Origin of the sequence: Amycolatopsis sp. NPDC059657 (genome assembly GCF_042734395.1) — a bacterium.
Lineage (GTDB): Bacteria > Actinomycetota > Actinomycetes > Mycobacteriales > Pseudonocardiaceae > Amycolatopsis.
Genome location: NZ_JBHWEB010000005.1, coordinates 19,238 through 42,705 on the forward strand (window position 1 = coordinate 19,238; position 23,468 = coordinate 42,705).

Sequence of the window (23,468 nt, forward strand, 5' to 3'; positions counted from 1 at the left end):
CTCGGTTCCCTAAGCGCGGGAAGGAGGGAAAGGCCATGGGACTGCTGCGCATCCTCGCGGAGGACCTGCGGACGGTCGTCGAACGGGATCCGTCCGTCCGGCACCGTGGCGAGGCCTTCCTGCACCCCGCGCTGCCCGCCGTGTGGACCCACCGGGTCGCCCATCTGCTGCATCGTAAGGGCCTGCGGCTGACCGCGAGGTTCCTGATGGTGCTGGTCAGAGCCTTCACCGGGGTGGAGATCCATCCCGGCGCGGTGCTCGGGCGGCGGGTCTTCGTCGACCATGGGGCCGCTGTCGTGATCGGGGAGACCGCGCGGATCGGCGATGACGTGACGATCTATCACCAGGTGACGCTGGGCGCGGTCGGCTGGTGGCGTGACAACAAGCGTGCCGAGGGGGAGCGGCGGCATCCGGTCATCGGGGCGCGGGTGGTGCTCGGCACGAACGCGACCGTGCTCGGGCCGGTGACCGTCGGGGATGACGCCGTGATCGGGGCGCAGGCGCTGGTGGTCGATGACGTTCCCGCCCGTGCGCTCGCTCTCGCGCCCGCCGCGGTCACCCAGGCGACTCAATTACGGAGGAAGGCGTCATGACCAGTTTGCTGTCACCCCAACGTATCGCCAACGGGATCGAGGAGCTGGTCGGTGGCACCCCGCTGCTCCGGCTGCCCTCGACCGGCGCGCAGGTGCTCGCCAAGCTGGAGTCGGCGAACCCGCTCTCCAGCATCAAGGACCGCGCCGCGCTCTTCATGCTTCGCGGTGCGGAAGCCGATGGCCGGCTGAAACCCGGCGGCACGGTCATCGAGGCGACGTCCGGGAACACCGGCATCGCGCTGGCCGCGTTGAGTGCCTCGCGGGGCTACCGCTGCGTGATCGTCTTGCCGGACAACGCGACCGCTGAGCGCATCGGGCTTCTTAAGGCTTTGGGTGCCGAGGTCGTGTTGACGCCCAAGGAACTTCGCTACCAGGGCTGTATCGACAAGGCCGAGGAACTGCACCTCGCGACGCCGGACTCGTGGTTCCCGCAGCAGCACGCGAACCCCGACAACGTCCGCGCGCACCGTGAGACGACCGGGCCCGAGATCTGGGCCGATACCGCTGGCGCCGTCGACATCCTCGTCGCCGGGATCGGGACCGGCGGGACGTTGTGCGGCTCTGCCGACTTCCTCAAGACGCAGAACCCGTTGCTGCAGGCCATCGGCGTCGAGCCGGACGGTTCGCCGCTGCTTTCGCGTGGTTACGCGGGCACGCACTCGATCTTCGGGCTGAATGGCGGATTCGTCGCCGAGACCACGGATCCCGAACTGATCGACGAAGTCCTCACCGTCACCGACGACGAGGCGCTGGACACCGCACGCTGGCTCGCGCGCAGTGTCGGCGTGCTCGCCGGCGTCTCGTCCGGGGCCGCCGTGCATGGCGCGCTCCGGATCGCGAGCCGTCCGGAGAACGAGGGAAAGACCATCGTCACCATCCTGCCCGACACCGGTGAGCGCTACCTGAGCGTCTGGGACGGGCCTACCGCGAAAGGAACGGACCGATGAACCTCCTCCTGGTCGGCGCCAACGACGAGTGGGTGCGCAAGGCGAAGGACCTCGGCTTGACCGTGCTGCTGCTCCAGCACCCGAGCAAGCTGACCCCGCTGCAGGAAGAGCTCGCGGACGTCGTTCACGTGCTCGACTACACCGAGTGGGCCGAGGTCGAGCCGGTCGCCAGGCGGCTGCGGGCCGAGCCCGGCTACGAGGTCGCGCTTTCGCTGACCGAACCGGGACTGGACAACGCGGGCCGCATCAACGATCTTTTCCGGCTCGGCGGAACCGGCTTCGAGGTCACCAAACGCTTCCGCGACAAGCTGACCATGCGCAAACACCTCGCCGCGATCGACCCGAACGCGGTCGGCGCGCAGACGCTGGAGCAGCGCGAGCAGCTGGACGCTTTCGGCGCCCGCTACGGCTACCCGTTCATCGTGAAGCCGAATGACGCCACCGCCAGCATCGGCGTGCACCAGGTCAACTCGCCTGCCGACGCCGACGCGATCTGGGCCGCGGTGGAACGCCTTCGCGGCACCAGGACCGACCGCATCTCGACGCTCATGCTGCTGCAGGACTTCCTGATGGAGGAGTTCGTCGAGGGGCCCGAGTTCAGCGTGGAGACCTTCAGCTTCTCCGGCAGGCACGTGGTCGTCGCGATCACCGAGAAGTTCACCGACGACGCGCATTTCGCCGAACTCGGTCACGCCGTGCCCGCTCGGCTGGACGTGGAGACCCAGGATGAGGTCAGTGCCGCCGTCGGCAGCTTCCTTGACCTGATGGGTTTGCGCGATGGCGTGTCCCACACCGAGATCCGGATCGGCGCACGCGGTCCGCAGGTGATCGAGAGTCACAACCGCGGCGCGGGCGACGCGATCACCGATCTCGTGCAGGGTGCTTACGGCATTGATCTGATCAGCTACGCGCTCGGCTGGCCGTTCGGTCTGGTTCCCGAGCTGCCGGGCCGCCCGGTGCCGAAAGCCGGTGCCAGCACCAGATTCATCGTCGGTGTGCCGGGCAAGGTCGAGTCGATCGACGGCGCCGACGAGGCACGGGCCCAAAAAGGTGTGCTGGACGTGCGGATCAGCGCGAAGGTGGGCGACACCGTCCGCACACTGCGCGACAACTGGGACCGGCTCGGGCTGGTCGCGGTCGTCGGCGCCGACACGACCGACGCGATCCGGCGCGGCGCGGAGCTCATCGGCGAAACCATCCGCATCAAGGTCGCTGGCGACGATGGTGAGACCCGGTTCGCGCATGTGGCCGAGGTGGCGTGATGACGCTTCTCATCCTGCACCGGAATCCGCTGGAGCCGTTCCCATACGACCGCTGGCTGGCCGATTTCGACGGTGACGTCGTGATCCTCGCGGCTCGCGACAAGTTCGAGTCATTCGCCGAGGAGATACCGACGACGAACCTCGGCTACGCGCACTTCGAGACGATGGATTTCCGTGACGACGCACTGGTGCTCAAGCGGGCGCTGGAACTCGCCGCGGAATTCGGCACGAAGTACGTCATCGGGCATCACGAGGGCGACGTCGACAACGCGGCGCGTGTGCGCGAGGAGCGCGGATTGCCTGGTCCATGGACCGCAGACGTCTATCCCTTCCGCGACAAGGCGTTGATGAAGAAGCTGGTACAGAAGGTCGGCGTCGAGGTCGCGCCGCACACTGTGCCCCAGTCGCCCGCAGACGTGCGCGAGTTCGCGCGGGAGCACGGATTTCCCTTGGTGTTCAAGGACAGGGCCGGGTTCAACGCGATCGGCCTGCGCATCCTGCGCGAACAGGCCGAGCTCGACGCCTACCTCGAAGAACCGCTGGGCGACGTGCTGCTGGAGGCGTTCGTCCCCGGCAGGATGTGCCATGTGGACGGTCTCGTCGTCGGCGGTGAGACCGTGCTTTCCTGGCCTTCGCAGTACCAATACGACCTCGCGTCGTTCGGCTCGGACCCTGGCGCGCGCGTCGACGTGACGCTGGATCCGGACGACCCGTTGACCGACCGGCTGATCGCGCTCACGGACAAGACACTGGCGGCGCTGCGTACTCCCGGTCTCCAGAACCATGGCTTCCACGCGGAAATCTTCCACACCCCGGACGACCGCTTGGTGCTGTGCGAAATCGCGAGCAGGCCCGCCGGCGCGAAAGTCCGCGAGGTCTTCAAGACCTTGTTCGACGTCAACCTCGCCGAATACGCCACGCGGTTGCAGGTCGGCCTGCCGATCCCCGCGATCGATCGCACGCCGAAACGCATGTCCGGTCAGGTGCTCATGATGAAACGCCCCGGCGTGATCCACGAAGTTCCGCAGACCCCCGAAGACGCGTGGGTCGAGTACTTCTGGCTCTACGCCAAGCCGGGCCAGGTCGTTCCGCCCGCAGGCGGGTCGAGCGACTTCCTGGTGGCCGCGGTCGCTTCGGCGCCGACGAGATCGGAATGCGAGCGCAGGCTGAGGGAACTGGGCGCGAGGTTCGTCGCACAGACCAAGATCGGGGACGTGGCATGATCACCGCCCAGGTCAGGTACATGCTCGGCATCACGGTCGACGCCATGGGCAGCGGCATGTACGTGCCGCTTTCCCTGCTGTACTTCCATCACCTGACCGGCATGCCGCTCGAACAGGTCGGCGTCATCATGAGCGCGGGTGCGTTGCTCGCGCTGGTCAGCAACCCGATCGCGGGCGTGCTCGTCGACCGGTACGGCGCGCGGACGGTCGTCGTCGGCGGCTATCTCGTGCGTGCGGCCGGGTTCTTCTGCTATCCGTTCGTGGACTCGCCGGTGCCGATGTTCCTGGCCGTGGCACTGGTCGCGCTCGGCGACGGCTCGTTCCCGCCCGCGATCCAATCTTTCGTCGCGGAAATCGCGCAAGGTGACAGCCGGGACAAACTCCTTGCCGCGCAACGCAGTCTCCGCAACGCGGGGCTCGGCGCCGGCGGGCTCATCGCCGGCGCCGCGCTCGCGCTGGGCAGCGATGCCGCGTACCAGGTGATCGTGGTGGTCAGCGGGGTCGCGTTCCTCGCGGCGGCCGGGTTCATCGGCACCATCCCGAGCACGCACGTCGCGAAGCCCAAGGCGGAACGGGTGCGCGGTGGTTACCGCGAAGTGTTCCGCAACCGGACATTCCTCGCGCTGACCGTCGCGAATGTGCCGACGGCGTTCGGATACATGGTGCTCGCGGTCAGCCTGCCGGTGTACATCACGCAGGAACTCGGCGCTTCGAGTTCGCTCGTCGGTGTGCTCTACGCGGTCAACACCGTGGGGATCGCGTTGTTGCAGATCCCGGTCACCAGGATGCTCACCCGCTACCGCCGGACACGAATGGCCGCACTCGGCGCGGCCGTTTTCTCGCTGTCGTTCTTGGCGTTCGGCTTACTGGGGGTGTTCTCGACCGGCGCCGTCCTGATGACCGGGATATTCGCGGCGACGGCGTTGTTCACCGCCGGCGAGCTTTTGCACGGCGCGACCGCGTCCGCGCTCGTGGCGAGCGCGGCGCCCGAAGCCACTCGCGGTCGTCATTTGTCCGTCTATCAGCTGTCCTGGGCGATTCCGATCGCTTTGGCACCCGCTCTGCTGACCGCGTTGCTCACCTGGTCGGCGGTAGGCATGTGGGTTTTGCTCGCTACCGGTGTCGCCGGTTCGGCACTTGCGATGCTCAAGCTGGAACCGCGTTTGCCGGAAGCCGCTGTTCGTTCACGACTTTCGTTGATACCGAGTGAATAGATCTTCACGCTAGCGTTTTCGAGATGCCTTCCGAAAACGGGCTTTCCCGTCGTAAAGCGTTAGGCCTGCTCGGCGCGGGCGCGGCAACCCCACTGCTGGGAACGGACATCGCCGCCGCGGCGGCGCCCGCCTTCGTGCTGACCCCAGGCGCGGCGGGCGCACCGCCGGTCGTGGGCCTGCATCTGACCTTCGGGTCGGACCCCGCGCGGCAGATGATCGTCTCGTGGATCACCGACTCGCCGGTGCGCAATCCGCGGGTGCTGTTCGGCGGGCTGGACACCGGGTTCGGGGCGTGCGCGCAGGCGCGGACCCGCACTTATGTGGACGGTGCGTCGAATCGGACCGTCTACGTGCACCACGCCCGGCTCGAGCGGCTGCGGCCGGACACGTCCTACGTGTACGCCGCGCAGCACGACGGCGCGGGCCCGGACGCCGGGACGTTCCGGACGGCGCCGGGTGGGCGCGCGGCGTTCACGTTCACGAGTTTCGGCGACCAGTCGACGCCGCACGCCACCTGGAACGCGGAAGGCGCGCCAGCGCTGACCATCGCGGGCGCGCCGGCCGCGGCGGACATCGTGGCAGGCATCGAACGCGTGGCGCCGCTGTTCCACCTGCTCAACGGCGATCTCTGTTACGCCAACATGGAACTCGACCGCATCCGAACCTGGAACGGTTTCTTCCAGAACAACGCCAGGTCCGCGCGCTTCCGGCCGTGGATGCCCGCGGCAGGCAACCATGAGGTCGAAAAGCTGAACGGGCCGATCGGATTCCACGCGTTCCAGACGTACTTCACGGTTCCTGACGGTGACACCGATCCCGAGCTCAACGGGCTTTGGTACGCGTTCACCGCCGGTTCCGTGCGGGTCATCGTGCTGCAGAACGAGGACAACTGCTTCCAGGACGCTGCGGAGTACTACCTGCACGGCTACTCCGGCGGCCGTCAGAAGGCATTCCTGGAACGGGAACTGCAGGCCGCGCGCGCGTCGCGGGACGTCGACTGGATCGTCGTCGCGATGCACCAGGTGATGATGAGCTCGGCCGACGCCAGCGGCGGCGACATGGGACTGCGTCAGGCATATGGGCCGCTGTTCGACAAATACGGCGTCGACCTGGTCGTCTGCGGGCACGAACACCACTACGAGCGCACGCTCGCGGTGCGTGGGGTGGTCTCCGGAAGCGAGACGCTGACGCCGAATCCGTCGTCCACCGCCACCGACGTGGTCGACACCTCGCAGGGGACGGTCCACATGGTCCTCGGCGGCGGCGGGGTTTCGCGGCCGACGAACCACCTGTTCTTCCCGCAGGGCAAGGCGAAGGTGATCACCGGCGTCGGCGACCCTGGCCCGAATGGCAAGCGGCCGTCGAAGTATGCGTTCGAAAGCGCTGTCTGGTCAGCGAAACGCGACGCCGAGCATCCGTACGGCTTCGCGGCTTTCACCGTCGATCCCGGGCGACGGCCTGGCGATCTCACCCGGATGCACGTGACCTACTACAACGTGAACAAGCCCTACGGCGAGCTTTCCGTCTTCGAGCAGTTCACGCTGCAGCGGCCACGTGCGGATGGCTAGAACCTCGGGATGGCGATGACGTCGAACGTGGTGTCCGGCGTCTGAGGCGAGCTGAACCGCGCGTTCGGCAGGTAAAGCCTGCCCGCGAATGGGGCCACGGTCGTCGGCACGTCGAACCGCGGATCGGTCGCCTTCTTGAGCAGCTTCCCGGAGGAGCCGGTGCGGTCGAGCGCGAACTTCGCGACCGTGTTGAGCCGGTTCTGCACGACGTAAAGCGTGCTTCCCTGGCGCAGCAGGCCGTCGCCGTTGGTCAGCACCTCACCGCCGAGGTCGGCCACCGTGGTCGCGCCGGTCTTCGGGTTGACCTTGAGCAGCTTGCCGTCGGCGACGACCAGCAGCGACTTGCCGTCCGGGCTGGTGACGATGCCGTTGCCGAATGACGCCGTCGGCAGGCCGGTGCCGGTCAGCGGCACGGTCACAGACTGGGCGGGCAGTGAACCGTGTCGGTCGAGTGGCAGTTTGTAGAGCACCGGCGACCGTGTGTCGGTGAACCAGGCCGCGTCCTCGGTGAGGATGACGTCGTTGATGAACGTCGAAGCCGCAGTCGTGAGCTGGTAGGTCTTGATGACCGCTCCGGTGCGCGCGTCGACGATCCGGGCCTGGCCGCTGGCCGCGCCGGACACGAACAGCCGTCCGCGGTCGTCGAGCTTCATCCCCAACGAGGCCGAGCCAGGGCCCTTGCTGAAGAACTCACCTTTTCCGTTGAGCAGGTTGATGCGGTAGAGCGAGCCGTCCGCGCGCGAGCCGAGATACGCGGTGTGGCCGCCGATCTCGATGCCTTCCGGCATGAAACCGTTGGGCAGCGGGATGGTCGCCGGCAGGTCGTGAGCCTGTGCGGACGGTGTGGTGAACAAGGACAGTGCGAGTGCGGCAATTGCCGCGAAAACCCCGAATCTCCTGGTCATCTCCGCAGTCTTGTGCCGCCGGGTGCTCTTTGACCAGGAACCTCAGGGAATCGACAGGAACTCGGCGACCGCGTCCCGCCCAGCGTGACCCAGTTCGCGGTTCTGGATGGAGTGCGAGGCGCCCTTCACGATCACGACCTTGCCCTGCGGCGCGACCTTGGCCTCCTCGAACGCCCATTCCATCGGCGTCGACAGGTCGTGGTCGCCGTTGAGCAGCAGCGTCGGGACGTTGGGCAGCTTCCCTGCCGGGTTCGAGCTCGGCCGCTCCGCGGGCCAGTTCAGGCAGGTCTGGACGAAGCCCTGACCGGTCGCGACGGCCGGGCTGAACGGCCAGGTGTCGCGCGTGGTGAGCCGCTTTTCTGCGATTTTCAGCAGTGCTGGCCGAATAAAGCTCGGCGTGGCGGCATTTCCCCACGGGAAACGTTGGTCCGCGCACAAAGTCGCCGCATGGAGGCCTGCGCTGAAGTCGGCGACAGGATCGCCGCCGGACGCGAGATTCCGCAGCAGCGAGTCGAGTTTCGCGGTGTCGCCCGCGCGTGCCGAGTGCAGTGCGGTGATCAGGTCGGTGCCCATCACCGACGGGTCGCGATAGCTCGGGTCGACGAACTCGTACGTGACGATCATGTCGAACAACGCCACCCCTGCCGCGGTGTCACGGTTCTTCACGAGCCACGCGAGGTCGTCGGCCGGATCGAAGCCACAGGCGGGCGGGGCGGCGCAGGCGTCACGCAGCACGCGCGCGTGCGCTCGGAGGCTGACCAGATAAAGCGAATCCTCGGCCGTCGTGTGGTGCGGGAGCACCGAGTCGAGGATGACCTTCGAGACGTTGGCCGGATGCGCGATCGCGTACCTCGCGGCGGTCAGCGAGCCGTACGAGACGCCGTCGACCACGATCTTGCGCGCGCCGAGGGCTTCGCGGAGCCGATCGAGGTCGGCGGTCGTCGAGTCGCTGCCGTAGAACTGCGCCGTGTCGCCGAGTATCCGCGCGCACTCGGTGACCGCTTCCGGGGTGGGCGGCTCGATGTCCGAGCTGCCGACCTGCGCCTGCAGCTGCGGGCAGTCGATCGCGTTCGTGCCGGTGCCGCGCTGGTCGATCATGACCAGCCGGTAGTCCTTGAACACCTCGGGCATGCGGCCGCTGATCTTGGTCGTGAACGGCGCGCCGGGCTGACCGGGCCCGCCGGTGAGGAACAGCAGCGCACCCTTGGGCGCGTCGACGTTGTTCGCGGTCGCGACCTGGAGTTCGAGCGCGCCCGGCCGGTGGCCGCGGTAGTCGAGCGGCACGGTCAGCGTCGAGCAGGTGAACCGCGCGTCGTGTGCGCACGCGTGCGGATCTTCCAGCCGCGGGCCTGCCGCGACGGCAGGTGCGACGAGTCCGGTCGACAAAGCGACGACTCCGGCGAGTACGAGCAGCTTCGATCGCATGACCCGATTCTGCACCGGCACACCGACAAAAATCCGCGATACTGGCGAGATGGACAAGCTGCGTGCCTGGTGGGCGCATCGGCAGGGCCTCGACGGGGTGATGCAGGCTGCATCAACGGCCGACGTGCTCGCCGCGTCCGGCTGGATGCGCTCGGTCGTCGACGCCGAGGTCGCCGCGCTACGCGGCTAAGGCCAGAGCAGCTCACGAACCCAACGGCCGTCTTCGAGCCGGTATCGCAGCCGGACATGGCGCCGGTCGATCGCGCCTTGCCAGAACTCCACGACGGTCGGCACGAACATGTAGCGCTGCCAGGAAACCGGACGCAGCTCCGGGCTTTCGCGTAGCGCTCGCTCGACCTCCGCGCCCGCGCGGACGAGTTCGTCGTGGCTCTCCAGCACTTCCGACTGATGGCCGAGCAGCACTTCGGCCTTGGACAGTGGCGAGCGGTTGTCGAAGTCGTCGGCGCTGGCGTCTTCCGATGCCCGTGTGACCCGGCCGCGCAACCGGACCTGACGGCCGCGGCCCGGCCAGAAGAACGTGAGCGCCGCTCGCGGATCCCGTTCCAGCTGACCGGCTTTCGGGCTGTCCAAGCTGGTCGAGAACGCCCAGCCGTCGTCGTCGACCCCGCGCAGCACGACCACGCGCGCGTCGGGCCCGTCTTCGTCCACTGTGGACAATGTGACCGCGTGCGGGGCCAGCACGTGCTCGCCCGCTTCGGCGACCCAGTCCAAGAAGAGGGTGTGCGGCTTCTCGAGCGCGGTTTCGGTATCGAACCCCGGCAACTCGTCCGGAAAGGACGGCCAGCGGAACACGTCAGTAGCCATGTGGACGCTGGGGTGGCTGACCCTGCCAACCAGGTTGTTGTTGCTGCCACTGGAGCTGCTGATAGACCTCGGCGGGTTGCGGGAAGCAGAAGGTGAGCCTGGCGTTGACCGATCCCTGCACGGCCGCACCCCAGAACTTCCCGCCGACGAACGCGTACATCGCGCCGGCGCTGGTGTCGACGGCGACCATCCGCGTCTCACCGCCGAACTGGTTACTCGACTTCGCCATCGCCGCCTGCGCCGCGTCCGGGTACACGCGGGGGCTGACCAGCCCGGCGATCACCACCGACGCCGCCGTCCAGCCGACCGTGCCCAGCACGTTCGCGCGGGCGTGCTGGGTGGCGCGGCCGGTGAAGTCGTAGAGCGCGGCGGCACTGACCTCCGGCACCGCGGCGGCCACCACGCAGTAGTTCATCGTCGACAGCATCACCGACTCGGTGAAGAGCCCGACGACGGCGACGGCAGGCCCGATCTGCACGGTGTTGAGCCGTCCGCCGGTGCGCTGGATACGCTCGGCCACCGCACCGAGGTACTGCTCCGGGGTGAGCACGCGTGTCCTCCTCGCCGACTCGAATCTCGGCTCATCGTCGCACGCGTGCCCACCCCGAACCGGCCTAATGCGCGGTTTCAACCCTCTCCGGATGCCGCTTGAGCACGCCCTCGAGTGCCCACTTGCCGTTGCCGAGGAACGCGATCAGCAGGAACCCCCAGCAGAAGACCGCCGCCAGCTCACCGCCGTTCGCGATCGGCAGCAGGTTCACCGGCTGGTGCGCGGTGAAGTACGCGTACGCCATCGAACCCGAGCAGATGATCGCGGCGCCCCTCGTGCCGATGCCGAGCAGCACCAGCCCGCCACCGACGAACTGGATCAGCGACGCCCACCAGCCAGGCCAGGCGAAGGCCTCGGCGGCCGCTTTCGCGCCGAAGATGCCAAAGAGCTTCGCGGCGCCGTGGATGAAGAAGAGGAAGCCCAAAACGATTCTGAAGAGGCCAATGACGTGCTCACGCCCTTGGTCGAAGAGTTTCACTGTTGCCTCCATGCAGGGTGAAGGAACCAACAGGGTAAAAGTGGTGAACATCACAGCTCGACACTTTGTGTGATTGATCCGATACTCGCCGGTTGGTGAACCAACCCGCACCTTGCTTCGTGTGTCTGTTAAAGGCCACGACGTCGCATTGGGGGATTCGCGCTGGTGAGCGGCCCTTTGGTGCGCTGACGGCCGAGAGGCGGCGACTCCGGTGGAGTGTCGCGCGTCACGTCGCCTGCGCGTCGGCCAGTCGTGGTCTACTCCCGCCCTATGCGACGCCTCTTCCTTCTCGCCGCGGCCGCCGCGATGACCGCGGGCTGTTCGCCGAGCACGCCCGCCGAGACCGCGCCGGCGACGTCTTCGAGCCCCGCGCCGCCGGCTTCGGCGGCCCCGGAAATCCCGCCGGAGCCGAAGCCGTCAGCTGACGGTCCGTGTCCGTTCCTCGAAAAGTCCTTCGTCGCGCAGGCCAACGGGCAGCAGGTGTCGAAAATCCGGGTATCGGCGGACAAACCATATCCGACCTGCTTCTTTTACGCGCTGAGCGGCAAGCTCCAGCTGACCGTGCGGGTCTACACGGGCGATACCGCGGTGGCACGGGCGCTGGTCGACCAGGCGGCGCCGGTTGCCACGAGTAATCCCGCGAGTGAGCCCGCCGGCTGGAACGGCGGCTACCTGTCTACTGACAGTGGTGCCGTGTACGCCGTTTGGAAGCAGGGGTCCGCCATTGTGGTGACCACGAATCAGAAGCAAAGCGTCAAGGCGCGTACGGTGGCCGTGCAGGCTATCGGCAGCCTGAAGCTGTAAGTAGTGGCCTCCACACGTAAGAGTGAAGTTGATCTTGTACTAACCTGTGCCTCCTCCCCCGTGTACTTCGATTTATCAAGAAGGAACGTTTCGTGGCTGACACCTTGAAGGAAATCCTGCTCGACTCCGCTCGTCGCCCGCAGGTCGTGAGCGACTTCGAGACCCTGATCGACCAGGAAGTCTCGGACAAGGGCGGTGTCTCCGGCGCCGTCGTCAAGACCGGTTTCGCCGCGATCAAGAAGATCAAGCCGGGCATCATCCCCTCGGCCGTCGACAGCCTGCTGGACGACTTCTCGCAGTCGCTCGAGCCGTTCTACGCCGCGTTCAAGGCCCAGGGTGGTGGCGACTTCGGTGCCTACCTGGCCGGCCGCTCCGACGAGGCTTCGGACGCGCTGCTGACCGTCACGGACGCGCGCGCCGAGCGCAGCAGCCGCGACAGCATCAAGTCCGTCTACAAGAAGCTTCGCGGCGGCGCGAAGAAGAACGTGGAAGAGGCGCTCCCGCGCGTCGGCCAGCTGGTCGACAAGCACGCCGCCACCGCGTGAACTGATTGAGCAAAACGAAAGGCCCGGGAGTTCGACTCCCGGGCCTTTTCGTGTCTTGAGCTACTTCTTCTCCGCGCCAGACTTGGTCTCCGTCTGCTGACCGTTCCGCTGAGACGGCGGGGTGGCCGGCTTCGGCGGAGCGGGCTTCGCGGCCGGGGGAGCGGGCTTCGGAGCCTGCGGCGGAGCGGGGGCCACCGGGGGCTCCTGCTTCGACTTCAGGACGTAGGCCGTACCGGCGGCGACGACGCCCAGGCCGAGCACCCACGGCCAGCGGCGGCGCCTGCGCCCACCCTTGGCAGCGGTCTTGGCCTCGATCAGCGCGGCCTTGAAGTCCTTCTTCGCGCTCTTGAAGTCCTTCTTGCCACGACGCTTCGACTCGCCGGCGGCCTTGGCAGCCTTGATCGCGGCCTTCTTGGCCTTGCGGCCCGGCTTGCGCATCTCGGCGAGACGCGCGATCGCCTCCTTGCGGGCGGCCGCCGAGCTGCGCTTGAGCTCCTTGCGGGTCTTCTTGGTCTTGCTCGCGAGCTGCTTGCGTGCCTTGCGACCACGCACGCTGGCCTCTTCGGCGGCGGCCTCGACGACCGGCGCGATGGCCTCGGCACCTGCCTTACCAGCCTCGATGGCTTTTTCACGCAGGCCGAGCAGGCCGGTCTTCACCGACTCACTCACCGAATCCGCGGCCCGAGCCATGGCCTTCACCTCATCATCCGTTGGGTATTCGTTGTGTTGTCTGTCTGTTGTCCTCAACCTATCGTGCCCCTTTCCCCCGGATTTCGCCGCAGATGGCACCATGAAGCGCGTGACTGACTCGTTGAAGGCCACCCTGCACACCAACAAGGGTGATATCCACCTGAACCTGTTCCCAAACCACGCGCCGAAGACTGTCGAGAATTTCGTCGGTCTGGCGGAGGGAACCAAGGAGTACTCGACCGAGAACGCCACCGGCGGCTCGGCGGGCCCGTTCTACGACGGTTCGATCTTCCACCGGGTGATCGACGGCTTCATGCTGCAGGGCGGTGACCCCACCGGCACCGGCCGCGGCGGCCCCGGCTACCGCTTCGCCGACGAGTTCCACCCGGAGCTGCAGTTCAGCAAGCCGTACCTGCTGGCCATGGCGAACGCCGGGCCCGGCACCAACGGCTCGCAGTTCTTCATCACCGTCGCGAAGACGCCGCACCTGAACTTCAAGCACACCATCTTCGGTGAGGTCGTCGACGAAGCCTCGCAGGCCGTCGTGGACGCCATCGGCCGCACCGCGACCGGTCCCGGCGACAAGCCGCTCGAGGACGTCGTGATCGAGAAGGTCAGCATCACCCGCTGATCGTGAGCATCACGCGGTGATCACGGGATTACGGGTAGGTTGGTTCGTATCGTGAGCCAGCCCCCGTATCCCCAGATTCCGGAGTCTGCCGCGCTGCCTGGCTGCTGGTGGCATCCCAAGCGACAGACCGGTCTCAGTTGTGTCCGCTGTGGCCGTCCGGCCTGCCCGGACTGCCTCCGTGAGGCCGCCGTCGGCTTCCAATGTGTCGACTGTGTGCAATCCGGTCAGCGCGTCGACAAAGACCAGCGCAAGCAGTACGAAGCCGCAGGCTACGGCCAGCGCACGGTGACCGGCGCCAGGATGCCGAGACGCATCGTCGTCACGCCGGTCCTGATCGCGCTCAACGTGCTCGTCTTCCTGCTGACCGTGGTCCAGTCCGGCAGCATGACCAACAACAACGGCGGTTCCAAGATCGGGACCGGCGGCTGGCTCGATTCCGTGCTCGTCGCGCACGAGGGCGAGTACTGGCGGCTGTTCACCAGCGGTTTCCTGCATGACGGCCTGCTGCACATCGCGGTCAACATGCTCTCGCTGTGGATGCTCGGCCGCGATCTCGAGCGCGCGATGGGGCCGGTCCGCTACACGGTCGCCTACCTGGTCTCGCTCTTCGGCGGTTCGGTCGCCGTGGTGCTCTTCGCGCCCGACCGGCCCGTCGTCGGCGCCTCCGGGGCCATCTACGGCCTGCTCGGCGCGATCCTCATCGCGCTGCTCCGGCTGAAGCTCAACCCGACGTCCGCGCTGGTGATCATCGGCGTGAACCTCGTGCTGAGCGTGTCGATCCCGGGTATTTCACTGTTCGCCCACCTCGGCGGCCTGGTCGCGGGCGCGATCGTGATGGCCGCGATGGTCTACGCGCCTGAGAAGAGCAGGGCCGCTTGGCAAGCGGGCATGACCGTACTGGTCACGGTCGCGCTTATCGGCCTGTTCGCCATCGGCAACGCCAGGCTGGGCGACCAGACCTGCGGGGTGGCGCCGACGGGCGACCACTACGTCTGCTCAGCCAGCTCGTAGCGCCGAGAGCACGTCCAAGACGTCACGCGGGTCCTCGCCGAGGTCCATCCTGCCGAACACCAGCAGCCGGTCCTCGGCTTCGATTTCCAGCGTCACGCCATCGCGCCCGAGCCGCCTGGTGGTGCGCAGCCGCACCCGCGTGATGCCCCAGGGCAGCAGAACAGAGCCCGTGAGCGTCTTGGCCCTGATGCCCCGGCTGTCGGCGCTCAGTCGCGGCCTGACGAGGGTGGAGTGCAGTGCGAACGCCCCGGCGACCAGCGTGACGAGCCCGAAAAGGACCGCACCACGTGGGTCACCGCCGACCGCGATCGCGATGGTGCCGACCGCGGCCAATGCGGTGATCAGCCATTCCGCGGCGAGTACCGCAGGGGCCGGAGCCCAGCTGGCCGGTGAGTTATCCACAGGGGTTGTCCACAATGGGGATGGAGTCACACCGATGTAATTCGGCGTCAAGCCGCCATTCGGGGTAACTGTGACCGGTACGGGTCAGCGCCACTTCATGGTCATGAACAGCCCGGCGATGATGAGCGCGAACCCGATCGCGAAGTTCCAGTTGCCGAGCTCGGTCAGGAACGGGATCTTGGGTCCGGCGATGTAGTTCAGCACGAGCCAGACCAGCCCGATCACCATCAGCCCGAACATCACGATCAGGTAGAGGGGGTGCGACGGCCCGGCTGCCTTGATCTTCACCGGCGTACGCCGGTCGGCGGGCGGGGTGTACGCCGTCTTCTTGCGGACCTTGGACTTCGGCATGGGTCAATCCTCGCGTGGTGATCGTCTCGGCTGGTGGCGATGACCCGCATGCTTGTGGGTGCACCGTCGGGTGCGCAACCAGCGCCACGTGCACACGTTAACGTAAATGACCGCGTTAGAGCACCGGGGACGATCGGTTGATTTCCCGCACTGTGACAATCGAGTCACAGAGGGTTCATGGCGGTGCCTGAGAGGAGCTGTGCGTGCCTACGCGAGATGACGGAGACCGGGACTACGAGGGCCCGGACTCGGCTGGAGCCGTCGCGACCGCGGGTCGCAGGCCCGGTGGCGGTGCGACCGCCGTCCGCACGATCGGCGAGATCCTCATAACCGCTGGTCTGGTGGTGCTGCTGTTCGTCGTCTACGAGCTCTACATCACCGACATCTTCTCGGCGAACAAGCAGGCCGACGCCAACACCGTCCTCGACGACGAGTGGAAGAACGACCGCACGCTGCACCCCGACCTCGTCGAGGGCCAGGCGTTCGCGCGGATGTACATCCCCGAGTTCGGCGCCGACTACCACTTCACGATCCAGGAGGGGACCACCGAGAAATCCCTCGTGGTCGGCCCCGGGCACTACACCGGCACCCCGCTTCCGGGTGAACCTGGCAACTTCGCGGTCGCCGGGCACCGGGTCGGCAAGGGCGCGCCGTTCAACGATCTGGACGAGCTGCACTCCTGCTCGGCGATCATCATCGAGACGCACACCGACTTCTACGTCTACAAGGTGCTGCCGTACGAAGACGAGCAGAAGGGCTGGGAGACCGGCAAGGGCCAGCAGCCGGACTGCCGAGGGGTGTCCACCCTCCGCGACCCGAACCAGGCCGACGGTGGCGCGTACGGCAAGACGGTCGGCCGCAAGGTCGTCGCGCCGAACCGCGGTGACGCCACCAACCCGGTGCCGTATCGGCCGAAGGACATCCTGCCCGCCGCCGGCCAGGTTTCATTGCTCACGCTGACCACCTGCCACCCGCAGTTCTCGGCGCGGGAGCGGCTCATCATCCACTCAGTGCTGACCCGCCAGGTTGCGAAGACCGAAGTCGGCACCATCGCCGAGCTGACCGAGAAGCTCAAGACCGCCGGGGAGACGCGCTGATGTACGCCTGGATCTGGCGGGTTCTGCCAGGAAACGTGGCTGTGAAGGCCGCGCTGGCCGCCGTGCTCATCGCCGGAGTGGTGGCGCTGCTGTTCTTCGTCGTCTTCCCGTGGGCCGAGCCGCTGCTGCCGTTCAACGACGTCTCGGTTCAGTGAGGCGCTTCGGCGTCTTCCTGATCAGCGGCCGGTTCCCCGGTCAGAAGGACGCCGAGGTCCTGCGCCGGACGGTGGCGGCGATCGAGGCCGCCGAGCGCGCGGGCTTCGACGACGTCTGGCTGGCCGAGCACCACTTCATGCCGTACGGGGTGTGCCCGTCCGCGGTGACGCTGGCGGCGCACGCACTCGGCCGGACCAGGCGGATCGTCATCGGCACCGCGGTGAGCGTGCTGTCGGTGACCCATCCGGTGGCGCTGGCCGAGCAGTGGTCGACGCTGGACGCGGTGTCCGGCGGCCGGTTCCGGCTCGGCGTCGGCCGCGGCGGGCCGTGGCAGGACCTCGAGGTGTTCGGCACCGGGCTGGATCGCTACGAGCGTGGTTTCGAGGAGGCGCTCGACCTGCTGCTGCGCGCGATGCGGGGTGGCGAGGTCGAAGCGCGGGGCGAGCATTTCTCGTTCCGGCCGGTGCCGATGGTGCCCGAACCGGACCGCCGCGAGCGGCCGCCGGTGCTCGTCGCCGGTTCGCCGAGGCTGGCCGCCGAGCGTGGCCTGCCGATGCTGCTCGGGCTGGACCGTGACGACGAGGAGAAGGCCGCGCTGGTGGCCGAACACGGTTCGCCGGACGGGCACGTGTCGACCGTGCTGTGCCAGGTCGGCGAAGACGCGGGCGAGATCGTCCGCGCGAGGCTGCCGGGCTGGCTGGACATCGGGCTGGCGGCGCACGTGACCGTCGACGGCAGGGCGCGTACCAGGCGCGATCCTTGGGAGTACACGGAAAAGCTGTGCCGGATCCACCCGGTCGGCAGCCAGGACTACTGCATCGCGCGGCTCGAAGAGGGGATCCGCCGTACCGGTGTCTCCCACGTGATCATGATGGTGGAAGCCACCGGCACGACGGCCGGAACGGTGGAGAACATCGAGCGCATCGGCGCTCAGGTCTTGCCGTTCTTACGGGCTAACAGTCCCGCAGTTCCGGGCTCTGGTTGAGCAGCTGACCACGGGCGGAGATGAACGCGCGGTAGCGATCGCTGTCCACCTCGGCCAGCCGGAACGCGCCGACGCGGTGGCAGTTCTGGAACGCGAGCTTCACGCCGAAGTGCCGTTCGAGTCCGCCGCGGATGGCGTCCGAAGCCAGCGCGCGCAGTAGCTGACCACGCTCGGCCTCGCTCGGCGGTGGGGTCTCGTGGTCCGCGAAGCCTTCGGAGGAACCCTTCAGGTCCGCGATCACCGTGGTGATCACCTCCCAGGCGTAGGGCAGCGATTCCTGCACACAGGCGACGAACTCCGCGTCGTCCACTTCGCCACGCTCGGCTTTTTCCAGCAGGGCGGGGGAAACATCCAGCGACATCGAACCTCCATGATCGAAAAACCGCGGCGCGCAGCGCCTCCGTTGAGGGTGGTGGCGGGCGACGGGTGGGCAACTACCTGGCTACTCGGTGGCTGGCACACCCACAAGAGAAAACGATGATCATCACCACTTTGGCGGATGTCATTACTCCCAGCGGAAGACCTTCGCGGCGAGTGCCGCGGTGCCGATGGCCGCACCCGCCAGCGCCACCAGCTGGAGTGGCTGCGCGCCGGCACCGGTCCATGACTCTTCGAGCGCCTGGATACCCGGCGGCAGGTAGGCGCCGATCCGCTGGATGACCTCCGGCAGGAACTGCCTCGGCACGTAGACGCCGCCGAAGAACATGATCGGGATGAACGCGAGCATCGCGATCCCGCTCGCGGTCTTGGCCGTCTTCGCGAGCGCGGCCGAGAGCAGTCCCAGGCTGAACACCGAAACCGTGCCGAGCACGAGCGCGAGCAGGAAGCCGAGCGGATGACGCGGGCCGGGGATGTCGAAGACCGCCGCGCCTGCCACGATCAGCAGCCCGATCCCGAGCAGCGCGGTCGTCACGTGCACCACGAGCTGCGCGATCAGCAGATACGCCGGATGCACCGGAGTGGTCGCCATCCGGCGCAACACCCCGGTTTCACGGTAGGTCGCGACGGCGGCCGGGATCGCCTGCAGGCCGAGCATGGCGAGCGCGACCACGATCATCGACGGCGCCCAGCCATCGATGAAGCGGCGGCCGTTCTCCACCGCGCGCATGCCGGGGATCGCGCCGATCGCGAGCAGCAGTACGGCGGGGAAGAACAGGCCGAACGCCGTGTAGAGCGGGGCGCGCAGCGCCAGTTTCGCTTCGGTGGCGGTGAGTTTCGTGAGCGCGGACATCAGTTCCTCCCGGTCAGTGCGACGAACGCGTCGTCAAGAGTGGTTTCGCCGGCGGCGGCCATCAGGCCAGCCGGGGTGCCGGTGGCGACGACGCGGCCGTTGTCGAACACGGCGACGCGGTCACAGAGGCGCTGCGCCTCGTCCATGAAGTGGCTGACCAGCAGGATCGTCACGCCGCGCTCGCGCACGCCTTCGATGACCTTCCAGATGTCGCGGCGGGCGTGCGGGTCGAGTCCGGTGGTGAGCTCGTCGAGTACCGCGATCTCCGGATCGCCGATGAGCGCCAGCGCGATCGACACGCGCTGCTTCTGGCCGCCGGAGAGCTTGCCGAACTTCCGCTCGGCGAGGTCGGTCAGGCCGAGCTGGTCCAGCAAGGCCACCGGATCGGCGGGTTGTCGATAAAACGACGCGTACAGCTCGAGTGCTTCACGGACCTTGAGCTTCTCGGGCAGCTTGGCTTCCTGCAGCTGGGCGCCGATTTTTTCCTTGGCTGGCACGGAGATCGACCCGGCGTCGGGGTGGCGGAGGCCGAGCAGGCATTCGACGGTCGTCGTCTTGCCCGCACCGTTCGTGCCGAGGATCCCGAAGATCTCGCCTGGTTCCACGTGGAACGAGACGTCATCCACGGCGACAGTGCCCGAGTAGCTCTTGCGGAGGTTCTTGACTTCGACGATTGGCATGGGGAAAACGCTATTGACCAGGCGTTTCTCTTGGAATCCGCTTGTCTCCCCGACGGGGGTGGACCTAGGCCCACCCCGAATCTGAACCTGCGCCTACTGCGCCCGAGTGCCCCGCCGGGCAAGAATTCAGCGGTGACCCGCTACCTGATCGCACTCCGGCGCGGCTTCGTGCTGGCCGGACTCGCGCTCGTGGGGTTGATCCCGCTGGCGTGCGTGCTGATCGCGCTGGTCTTCATCTGCACGGGCGTGCTCATCTGGTTCGCCCCGCCGGTCATCGAATACAGCAGGCGCCACGTGAACCGGATGCGCCGGGTCGCCGCCGAGCTGACCGGCGTCGAGCTGCCCATCCCGTACAAGCCCGAACCTCCGGAGCCAGAACGCGAGGCCGACGGCTGGTACCGCGAAGGCAACTCGCTCTACCGGACATCGAAGTGGGTCCGGGTGAATCGCCGGATCGAGTGGGTCTTCGAGGACCCTGCCACGTTCCGCGATGGCATGTGGCTGGTGTTGAACCCGTTTGTCGGCCTGCTTTTGCCGCTCGCCACGCTCTTCACCGGCCCCGTCGCGGTGCGCGCGTACGGCCGCTGGCTGCACGGTCGGCTCAGCCGCACAACCACGTTCCAAGGACTGCGCTGGCTTAACAGGCACGGCGAAGCCTTTGGACACCTGATGGGCTTCTTAGCCGTCTCGATTCTTCAGTTCCTTTTCGGGCTTTGCGTGCTCTGCACGATCATCACGCCGATAGGCGCCGGGACCACGGTGGCGTACCGCAAGTTCGTCAACATGCTGCGCGACGCCACCGGCAAGTGGAGCGGCGTCGAGATCGAGGTCCCGTACCTGCCGGAGCCGCGGTTCCCGGTCGCCCGCCCGGATGGGCTGTACCAGCTGGGAAAGCAGCTCTACGAGTCGCCGTGGTGGCCGGCGCTGGTCAACCGCATGGTCTGGGTGCAGCGCGACAGGGCGACTTGGCGTGATCTCGCGGCGGGTGTGCTGATACCGCTGGTCTCGCTGGCGGCGGTGGCCGCGCCGTTCGCCTTCGTCACCGTGGCCTGGTGGCCGCCGTTCGACCCGGCCTTCCCCGTCTGGGCGCGGATCGTGCTGCCGTTCGTGCTCACAGGGCTGGGGTTCGCCTGCTCGCCGCCGTGGCTCGCCCGCGCGGTCGCCCGTTTCGCACGGCTGCTGCTCGGGCCGACGGAGGCGTCCCGGCTCGCCTTGCGGGTCGAACGCCTTGAGCGCACGCGCACCGACGCCAGTGCCGCGCAAGCCGCCGAGCTACGCCGGATCGAGCGCGATCTGCACGACGGCGTCCAGTCTCGGCTCGTCGCCATGGGGATGAAGCTCGGCGCGTTGGAGGCGCTGATCGACCGCGACCCGGAGAAGGCCAAGGAAATGGCGGCCGAGCTGCGGCGGAACTCATCGGACACGCTCACCGAGCTGCGTGATCTGGTGCGCGGGGTGCACCCGCCGGTGCTGACCGAACGCGGACTCGGCGACGCCGTGCGGGCGTTGGCGCTGGACAGCCCGCTGCGCGTGGAGGTGAGCGTCGAGCTGCCAGGACGCGCCGAGCCGCCGGTCGAGGCCTGCGCCTACTTCGCGGTGAGCGAGCTGCTGGGCAACGCCGTCAAGCATGGCCAGGCGGAGCGCGCGACGGTCTCGCTGGGCTTCGAGCGCGGCAGGCTGATCGTCGCGGTGACGGACTCCGGCCGCGGTGGTGCCAATCCCGCGCGTGGCTCCGGACTGCGGGGAATCGAGCGTCGGCTGGGTGCTTTCGACGGTAAGTTGACCGTCGAAAGCCCGCCTGGCGGCCCGACCGCGGTGAGACTGGAGATTCCGTGTCAGCTCGAACCGTCATCGCCGAGGACCAGTACCTGCTCCGAGACGGACTGACCCACCTGCTGACCGCGCACGGCTTCGACGTCGTCGCGGCCGTCGCCACCGGACCCGAGCTGCACACGGCGTTGCTGGAACACCGCCCGGACATTTCGATCGTCGACGTCCGCATGCCGCCGACCAACACCGACGAGGGCCTGCAGGTCGCGCTCGCCGTCCGCCGCGAGATCCCCGCGCTGCCGATTCTCGTGCTTTCCCAGCACGTCGAGCAGCTCTACGCGCGCGAGCTGCTCGCGGATGGCACCGGCGCGATCGGCTACCTGCTCAAGGACCGCGTGTTCAACGCCGACCAGTTCATCGACGCCGTCCGCCGCGTGGCCTCCGGCGGCACCGTGATGGACCCGGAGGTCATCGCGAAGCTGGTCGCGGGCAACAGCACCGACCCGCTGGGTTCGCTGACCCCGCGCGAGCGCGAGGTGCTGGGGCTCATGGCCGAAGGCTGTTCCAACGCGGCCATCGCGTCACGCCTGTTCTTCAGCGAAGGCGCGGTCGCCAAGCACACGGCCAACATCTTCGCCAAGCTCGGCATCAGCGCCTCGGACGACACCAACCGCCGAGTCCTCGCGGTGCTGACCTACCTAGGCGCGTGAAACCCGCAGCATCTCGTCGCGCTCGACGACCTTGACGCGCTCGCGGCCCTGCGGCTCGCCGAGCGACTTCTCGTGCGCGTCCAGCTTGCCCCAGCCCTCCCAGGTGGTGAACGGGATGCCGCGCTCGTTCAGGAAGTCGATGACCGCTTCGGGCTCGGGCCGGACCGGGCTCGCCAGTGTGTCGACGTCCGCGAGCAGGCTCGTGATGGTCTCCAGCGCGTCGCCCTTGGTGTGGCCGATGAGCCCGATCGGGCCGCGCTTGATCCAGCCGGTGACGTAAACGCCCGGCAGCTGGTTGTCGTCGAGGTCGAGCACTCGCCCTGCCTGGTTCGGCACGGTCCCGGAGGTGTGGTCGAACGGAACTTCCGGCAGGTGCGAGGACAGGTAACCGACGGCCCGGTACACGGCCTGGACGTCCCAGTCGTGGAACTCGCCGGTGCCGCGGACGTTGCCGTCGCCGGTGTACTCCGTGCGTTCGGTGCGCAGTCCGACGACCTTGCCGTCGTCACCGAGCACCTCGGCAGGCGAGTGGAAGAAGTGCAGGTGCAGCCGCTTCGGCCGGTCGCCCTGGTCGCGGATCGCCCAGTCCTGCAGCGTCTTCACGATCATGTCGACCTGCTTGGACGCGCGCAGCGCCGCGATGCTGCCCTCGTCGAACTCCATGTCCTCGGCGTGCACGATCACCTCGACGTTGGGCGAGTGGTCGAGCTCGCGCAGCTCCAGCGGGGTGAACTTGGCCTGGGCCGGGCCGCGGCGGCCGAACACGTGCACGTCGGTGACCGGGCTGGCCTTGAGTCCTTCGTAGACGTTCGGCGGGATGTCGGTGCTCAGCAGCTCGTCCGCGGTCTTCGCGAGGATGCGCGCGACGTCCAGCGCCACGTTGCCGACGCCGAGCACGGCGACGCTGGTCGCGGTCAGCGGCCAGGTGCGCGGCACGTCGGGGTGCCCGTCGTACCAGGACACGAAGTCGGCCGCGCCGTGGCTGCCGTCGAGGTCGATGCCGGGCAGGTCCAGCTCACGGTCGGACGAGGCGCCGGTGGAGAAGATGACCGCGTCGTAGAACTCGCGCAGGTCGTCGAGCTTGAGGTCGGTGCCGTAGTCGATGTTGCCGAGCAGCCGGATGTTCGGCCGGTCGAGCACCTTGTGCAGCGCGTTGACGATGCCCTTGATCCGCGGGTGGTCGGGCGCGACCCCGTAGCGGATCAGCCCGAACGGCGCCGGCATGCGCTCATACAGGTCGATCGTCACGTCGGCGTCGGACTTGTCCAGGATGTCGGCTGCGTAGATGCCGGCGGGACCGGCGCCCACGATGGCTACACGAAGAGATCGGGTCACACCCTCCAACGTAAGTTAGGTCGTCCTAACTTTCATGGTGATAAAGCGCACGGTCCACGCTCTGGGACCCGGTAAGCTCG

General features: G+C 67.6%; 28 protein-coding genes. 16 read left to right on the forward strand and 12 right to left on the reverse strand.

What is annotated here, in order from left to right; genetic code table 11:
- Positions 1–35: 35 nt before the first annotated feature.
- The 6 genes from epsC to ACFV15_RS04155 are packed head-to-tail and all read left to right on the forward strand — an operon-like array spanning position 36 to position 6,807.
- Positions 36–593, forward strand: a complete 558-nt coding sequence (gene epsC, locus ACFV15_RS04130) for a serine O-acetyltransferase EpsC (protein ID WP_378348659.1) — start codon at positions 36–38, stop codon at positions 591–593.
- The gene (cysK, locus tag ACFV15_RS04135; RefSeq protein WP_378348660.1) at positions 590–1,540 is read left to right on the forward strand and encodes a cysteine synthase A; all 951 of its coding nucleotides are present in this window, start codon (positions 590–592) and stop codon (positions 1,538–1,540) included. The genes epsC and cysK overlap by 4 nt, the downstream gene beginning before the upstream one ends.
- Positions 1,537–2,802: an ATP-grasp domain-containing protein gene (locus ACFV15_RS04140; protein ID WP_378348661.1), complete on the forward strand. Its 1,266-nt coding sequence runs from the start codon at positions 1,537–1,539 to the stop codon at positions 2,800–2,802. Before cysK ends, ACFV15_RS04140 begins: the two co-directional genes overlap by 4 nt.
- A complete protein-coding gene (locus tag ACFV15_RS04145; protein ID WP_378348662.1) occupies positions 2,802–4,025 on the forward strand; it encodes a hypothetical protein in 1,224 nt (407 codons plus the stop codon). The genes ACFV15_RS04140 and ACFV15_RS04145 overlap by 1 nt, the downstream gene beginning before the upstream one ends.
- Positions 4,022–5,239 carry an MFS transporter gene (locus ACFV15_RS04150; RefSeq protein ID WP_378348663.1) on the forward strand — a complete coding sequence of 406 codons (1,218 nt, stop codon included), beginning with the start codon at positions 4,022–4,024 and terminating at the stop codon, positions 5,237–5,239. The genes ACFV15_RS04145 and ACFV15_RS04150 overlap by 4 nt, the downstream gene beginning before the upstream one ends.
- 23 nt (positions 5,240–5,262) lie before the next feature.
- A complete protein-coding gene (locus ACFV15_RS04155; protein WP_378348664.1) occupies positions 5,263–6,807 on the forward strand; it encodes a purple acid phosphatase family protein in 1,545 nt (514 codons plus the stop codon).
- Here ACFV15_RS04155 and ACFV15_RS04160 read toward each other — a convergent pair.
- The gene (locus tag ACFV15_RS04160) at positions 6,804–7,712 is read right to left on the reverse strand and encodes an SMP-30/gluconolactonase/LRE family protein (protein ID WP_378348665.1); all 909 of its coding nucleotides are present in this window, start codon (positions 7,710–7,712) and stop codon (positions 6,804–6,806) included. The two genes, ACFV15_RS04155 and ACFV15_RS04160, sit on opposite strands and share 4 nt — an antisense overlap.
- 42 nt (positions 7,713–7,754) lie before the next feature.
- Complete coding sequence (locus ACFV15_RS04165; protein WP_378348666.1) at positions 7,755–9,137, reverse strand: alpha/beta fold hydrolase; 1,383 nt, start codon at positions 9,135–9,137, stop codon at positions 7,755–7,757.
- A gap of 49 nt (positions 9,138–9,186) precedes the next feature.
- Between ACFV15_RS04165 and ACFV15_RS04170 the strand changes: the two genes are divergently transcribed.
- Positions 9,187–9,327: a hypothetical protein gene (locus ACFV15_RS04170; protein ID WP_378348667.1), complete on the forward strand. Its 141-nt coding sequence runs from the start codon at positions 9,187–9,189 to the stop codon at positions 9,325–9,327.
- On the opposite strand, the gene ACFV15_RS04175 is transcribed toward ACFV15_RS04170, so the two are convergent.
- The 3 genes from ACFV15_RS04175 to ACFV15_RS04185 form a co-directional block, all read right to left on the reverse strand.
- Positions 9,324–9,962: a pyridoxal 5'-phosphate synthase gene (locus ACFV15_RS04175; RefSeq protein WP_378348668.1), complete on the reverse strand. Its 639-nt coding sequence runs from the start codon at positions 9,960–9,962 to the stop codon at positions 9,324–9,326. The two genes, ACFV15_RS04170 and ACFV15_RS04175, sit on opposite strands and share 4 nt — an antisense overlap.
- A complete protein-coding gene (locus ACFV15_RS04180) occupies positions 9,952–10,512 on the reverse strand; it encodes a hypothetical protein (protein ID WP_378348669.1) in 561 nt (186 codons plus the stop codon). Before ACFV15_RS04180 ends, ACFV15_RS04175 begins: the two co-directional genes overlap by 11 nt.
- 64 nt (positions 10,513–10,576) lie before the next feature.
- The gene (locus ACFV15_RS04185) at positions 10,577–10,990 is read right to left on the reverse strand and encodes a DoxX family protein (RefSeq protein ID WP_378348670.1); all 414 of its coding nucleotides are present in this window, start codon (positions 10,988–10,990) and stop codon (positions 10,577–10,579) included.
- Positions 10,991–11,260: 270 nt separating this feature from the next.
- On the opposite strand from ACFV15_RS04185, the gene ACFV15_RS04190 reads away from it, so the two are divergent.
- Complete coding sequence (locus ACFV15_RS04190) at positions 11,261–11,794, forward strand: DUF2020 domain-containing protein (protein ID WP_378348671.1); 534 nt, start codon at positions 11,261–11,263, stop codon at positions 11,792–11,794.
- Positions 11,795–11,886: 92 nt separating this feature from the next.
- Entirely contained in the window at positions 11,887–12,339 is a 453-nt protein-coding gene (locus tag ACFV15_RS04195; protein WP_378348672.1) for a DUF6918 family protein, read from the forward strand.
- 60 nt (positions 12,340–12,399) lie between these two features.
- Here the strand turns inward: ACFV15_RS04195 and ACFV15_RS04200 are convergent, their stop codons facing one another.
- A complete protein-coding gene (locus tag ACFV15_RS04200) occupies positions 12,400–13,029 on the reverse strand; it encodes a hypothetical protein (protein ID WP_378348673.1) in 630 nt (209 codons plus the stop codon).
- 100 nt (positions 13,030–13,129) lie between these two features.
- On the opposite strand from ACFV15_RS04200, the gene ACFV15_RS04205 reads away from it, so the two are divergent.
- Positions 13,130–13,660, forward strand: a complete 531-nt coding sequence (locus ACFV15_RS04205; RefSeq protein ID WP_378348674.1) for a peptidylprolyl isomerase — start codon at positions 13,130–13,132, stop codon at positions 13,658–13,660.
- 51 nt (positions 13,661–13,711) lie between these two features.
- A complete protein-coding gene (locus ACFV15_RS04210; RefSeq protein ID WP_378348675.1) occupies positions 13,712–14,671 on the forward strand; it encodes a rhomboid family intramembrane serine protease in 960 nt (319 codons plus the stop codon).
- Here ACFV15_RS04210 and ACFV15_RS04215 read toward each other — a convergent pair.
- Both ACFV15_RS04215 and crgA read right to left on the reverse strand, forming a co-directional pair.
- Positions 14,657–15,073 (reverse strand): PH domain-containing protein, encoded by a 417-nt coding sequence (locus ACFV15_RS04215; RefSeq protein ID WP_378348676.1) that lies wholly within the window; start codon positions 15,071–15,073, stop codon positions 14,657–14,659. The genes ACFV15_RS04210 and ACFV15_RS04215 overlap by 15 nt on opposite strands.
- 84 nt (positions 15,074–15,157) lie before the next feature.
- Positions 15,158–15,424 carry a cell division protein CrgA gene (gene crgA, locus ACFV15_RS04220; RefSeq protein ID WP_378348677.1) on the reverse strand — a complete coding sequence of 89 codons (267 nt, stop codon included), beginning with the start codon at positions 15,422–15,424 and terminating at the stop codon, positions 15,158–15,160.
- Positions 15,425–15,627: 203 nt separating this feature from the next.
- Between crgA and ACFV15_RS04225 the strand changes: the two genes are divergently transcribed.
- From ACFV15_RS04225 to ACFV15_RS04235, 3 genes are read left to right on the forward strand one after another with little or no spacing between them, the layout of a single operon-like run.
- Entirely contained in the window at positions 15,628–16,521 is an 894-nt protein-coding gene (locus ACFV15_RS04225; protein ID WP_378348678.1) for a class E sortase, read from the forward strand.
- Entirely contained in the window at positions 16,521–16,676 is a 156-nt protein-coding gene (locus ACFV15_RS04230; protein WP_091288888.1) for a hypothetical protein, read from the forward strand. Before ACFV15_RS04225 ends, ACFV15_RS04230 begins: the two co-directional genes overlap by 1 nt.
- Positions 16,673–17,662: an LLM class flavin-dependent oxidoreductase gene (locus ACFV15_RS04235; protein WP_378348679.1), complete on the forward strand. Its 990-nt coding sequence runs from the start codon at positions 16,673–16,675 to the stop codon at positions 17,660–17,662. The genes ACFV15_RS04230 and ACFV15_RS04235 overlap by 4 nt, the downstream gene beginning before the upstream one ends.
- Here ACFV15_RS04235 and ACFV15_RS04240 read toward each other — a convergent pair.
- The 3 genes from ACFV15_RS04240 to ACFV15_RS04250 all read right to left on the reverse strand — a co-directional run bounded on the left by ACFV15_RS04240 (position 17,631) and on the right by ACFV15_RS04250 (position 19,573).
- Complete coding sequence (locus ACFV15_RS04240) at positions 17,631–18,023, reverse strand: SCO5389 family protein (RefSeq protein WP_091288890.1); 393 nt, start codon at positions 18,021–18,023, stop codon at positions 17,631–17,633. The two genes, ACFV15_RS04235 and ACFV15_RS04240, sit on opposite strands and share 32 nt — an antisense overlap.
- A 144-nt stretch (positions 18,024–18,167) precedes the next feature.
- Complete coding sequence (locus tag ACFV15_RS04245) at positions 18,168–18,893, reverse strand: ABC transporter permease (RefSeq protein ID WP_378348680.1); 726 nt, start codon at positions 18,891–18,893, stop codon at positions 18,168–18,170.
- Positions 18,893–19,573, reverse strand: a complete 681-nt coding sequence (locus tag ACFV15_RS04250) for an ABC transporter ATP-binding protein (RefSeq protein WP_378348681.1) — start codon at positions 19,571–19,573, stop codon at positions 18,893–18,895. Before ACFV15_RS04250 ends, ACFV15_RS04245 begins: the two co-directional genes overlap by 1 nt.
- A gap of 132 nt (positions 19,574–19,705) precedes the next feature.
- On the opposite strand from ACFV15_RS04250, the gene ACFV15_RS04255 reads away from it, so the two are divergent.
- Both ACFV15_RS04255 and ACFV15_RS04260 read left to right on the forward strand, forming a co-directional pair.
- Entirely contained in the window at positions 19,706–21,460 is a 1,755-nt protein-coding gene (locus tag ACFV15_RS04255) for a sensor histidine kinase (protein WP_378348682.1), read from the forward strand.
- Complete coding sequence (locus ACFV15_RS04260) at positions 21,406–22,053, forward strand: response regulator (RefSeq protein WP_378348683.1); 648 nt, start codon at positions 21,406–21,408, stop codon at positions 22,051–22,053. Before ACFV15_RS04255 ends, ACFV15_RS04260 begins: the two co-directional genes overlap by 55 nt.
- On the opposite strand, the gene ACFV15_RS04265 is transcribed toward ACFV15_RS04260, so the two are convergent.
- Complete coding sequence (locus ACFV15_RS04265) at positions 22,042–23,361, reverse strand: FAD-dependent oxidoreductase (protein ID WP_378348807.1); 1,320 nt, start codon at positions 23,359–23,361, stop codon at positions 22,042–22,044. The genes ACFV15_RS04260 and ACFV15_RS04265 overlap by 12 nt on opposite strands.
- Positions 23,362–23,468: the final 107 nt, after the last annotated feature.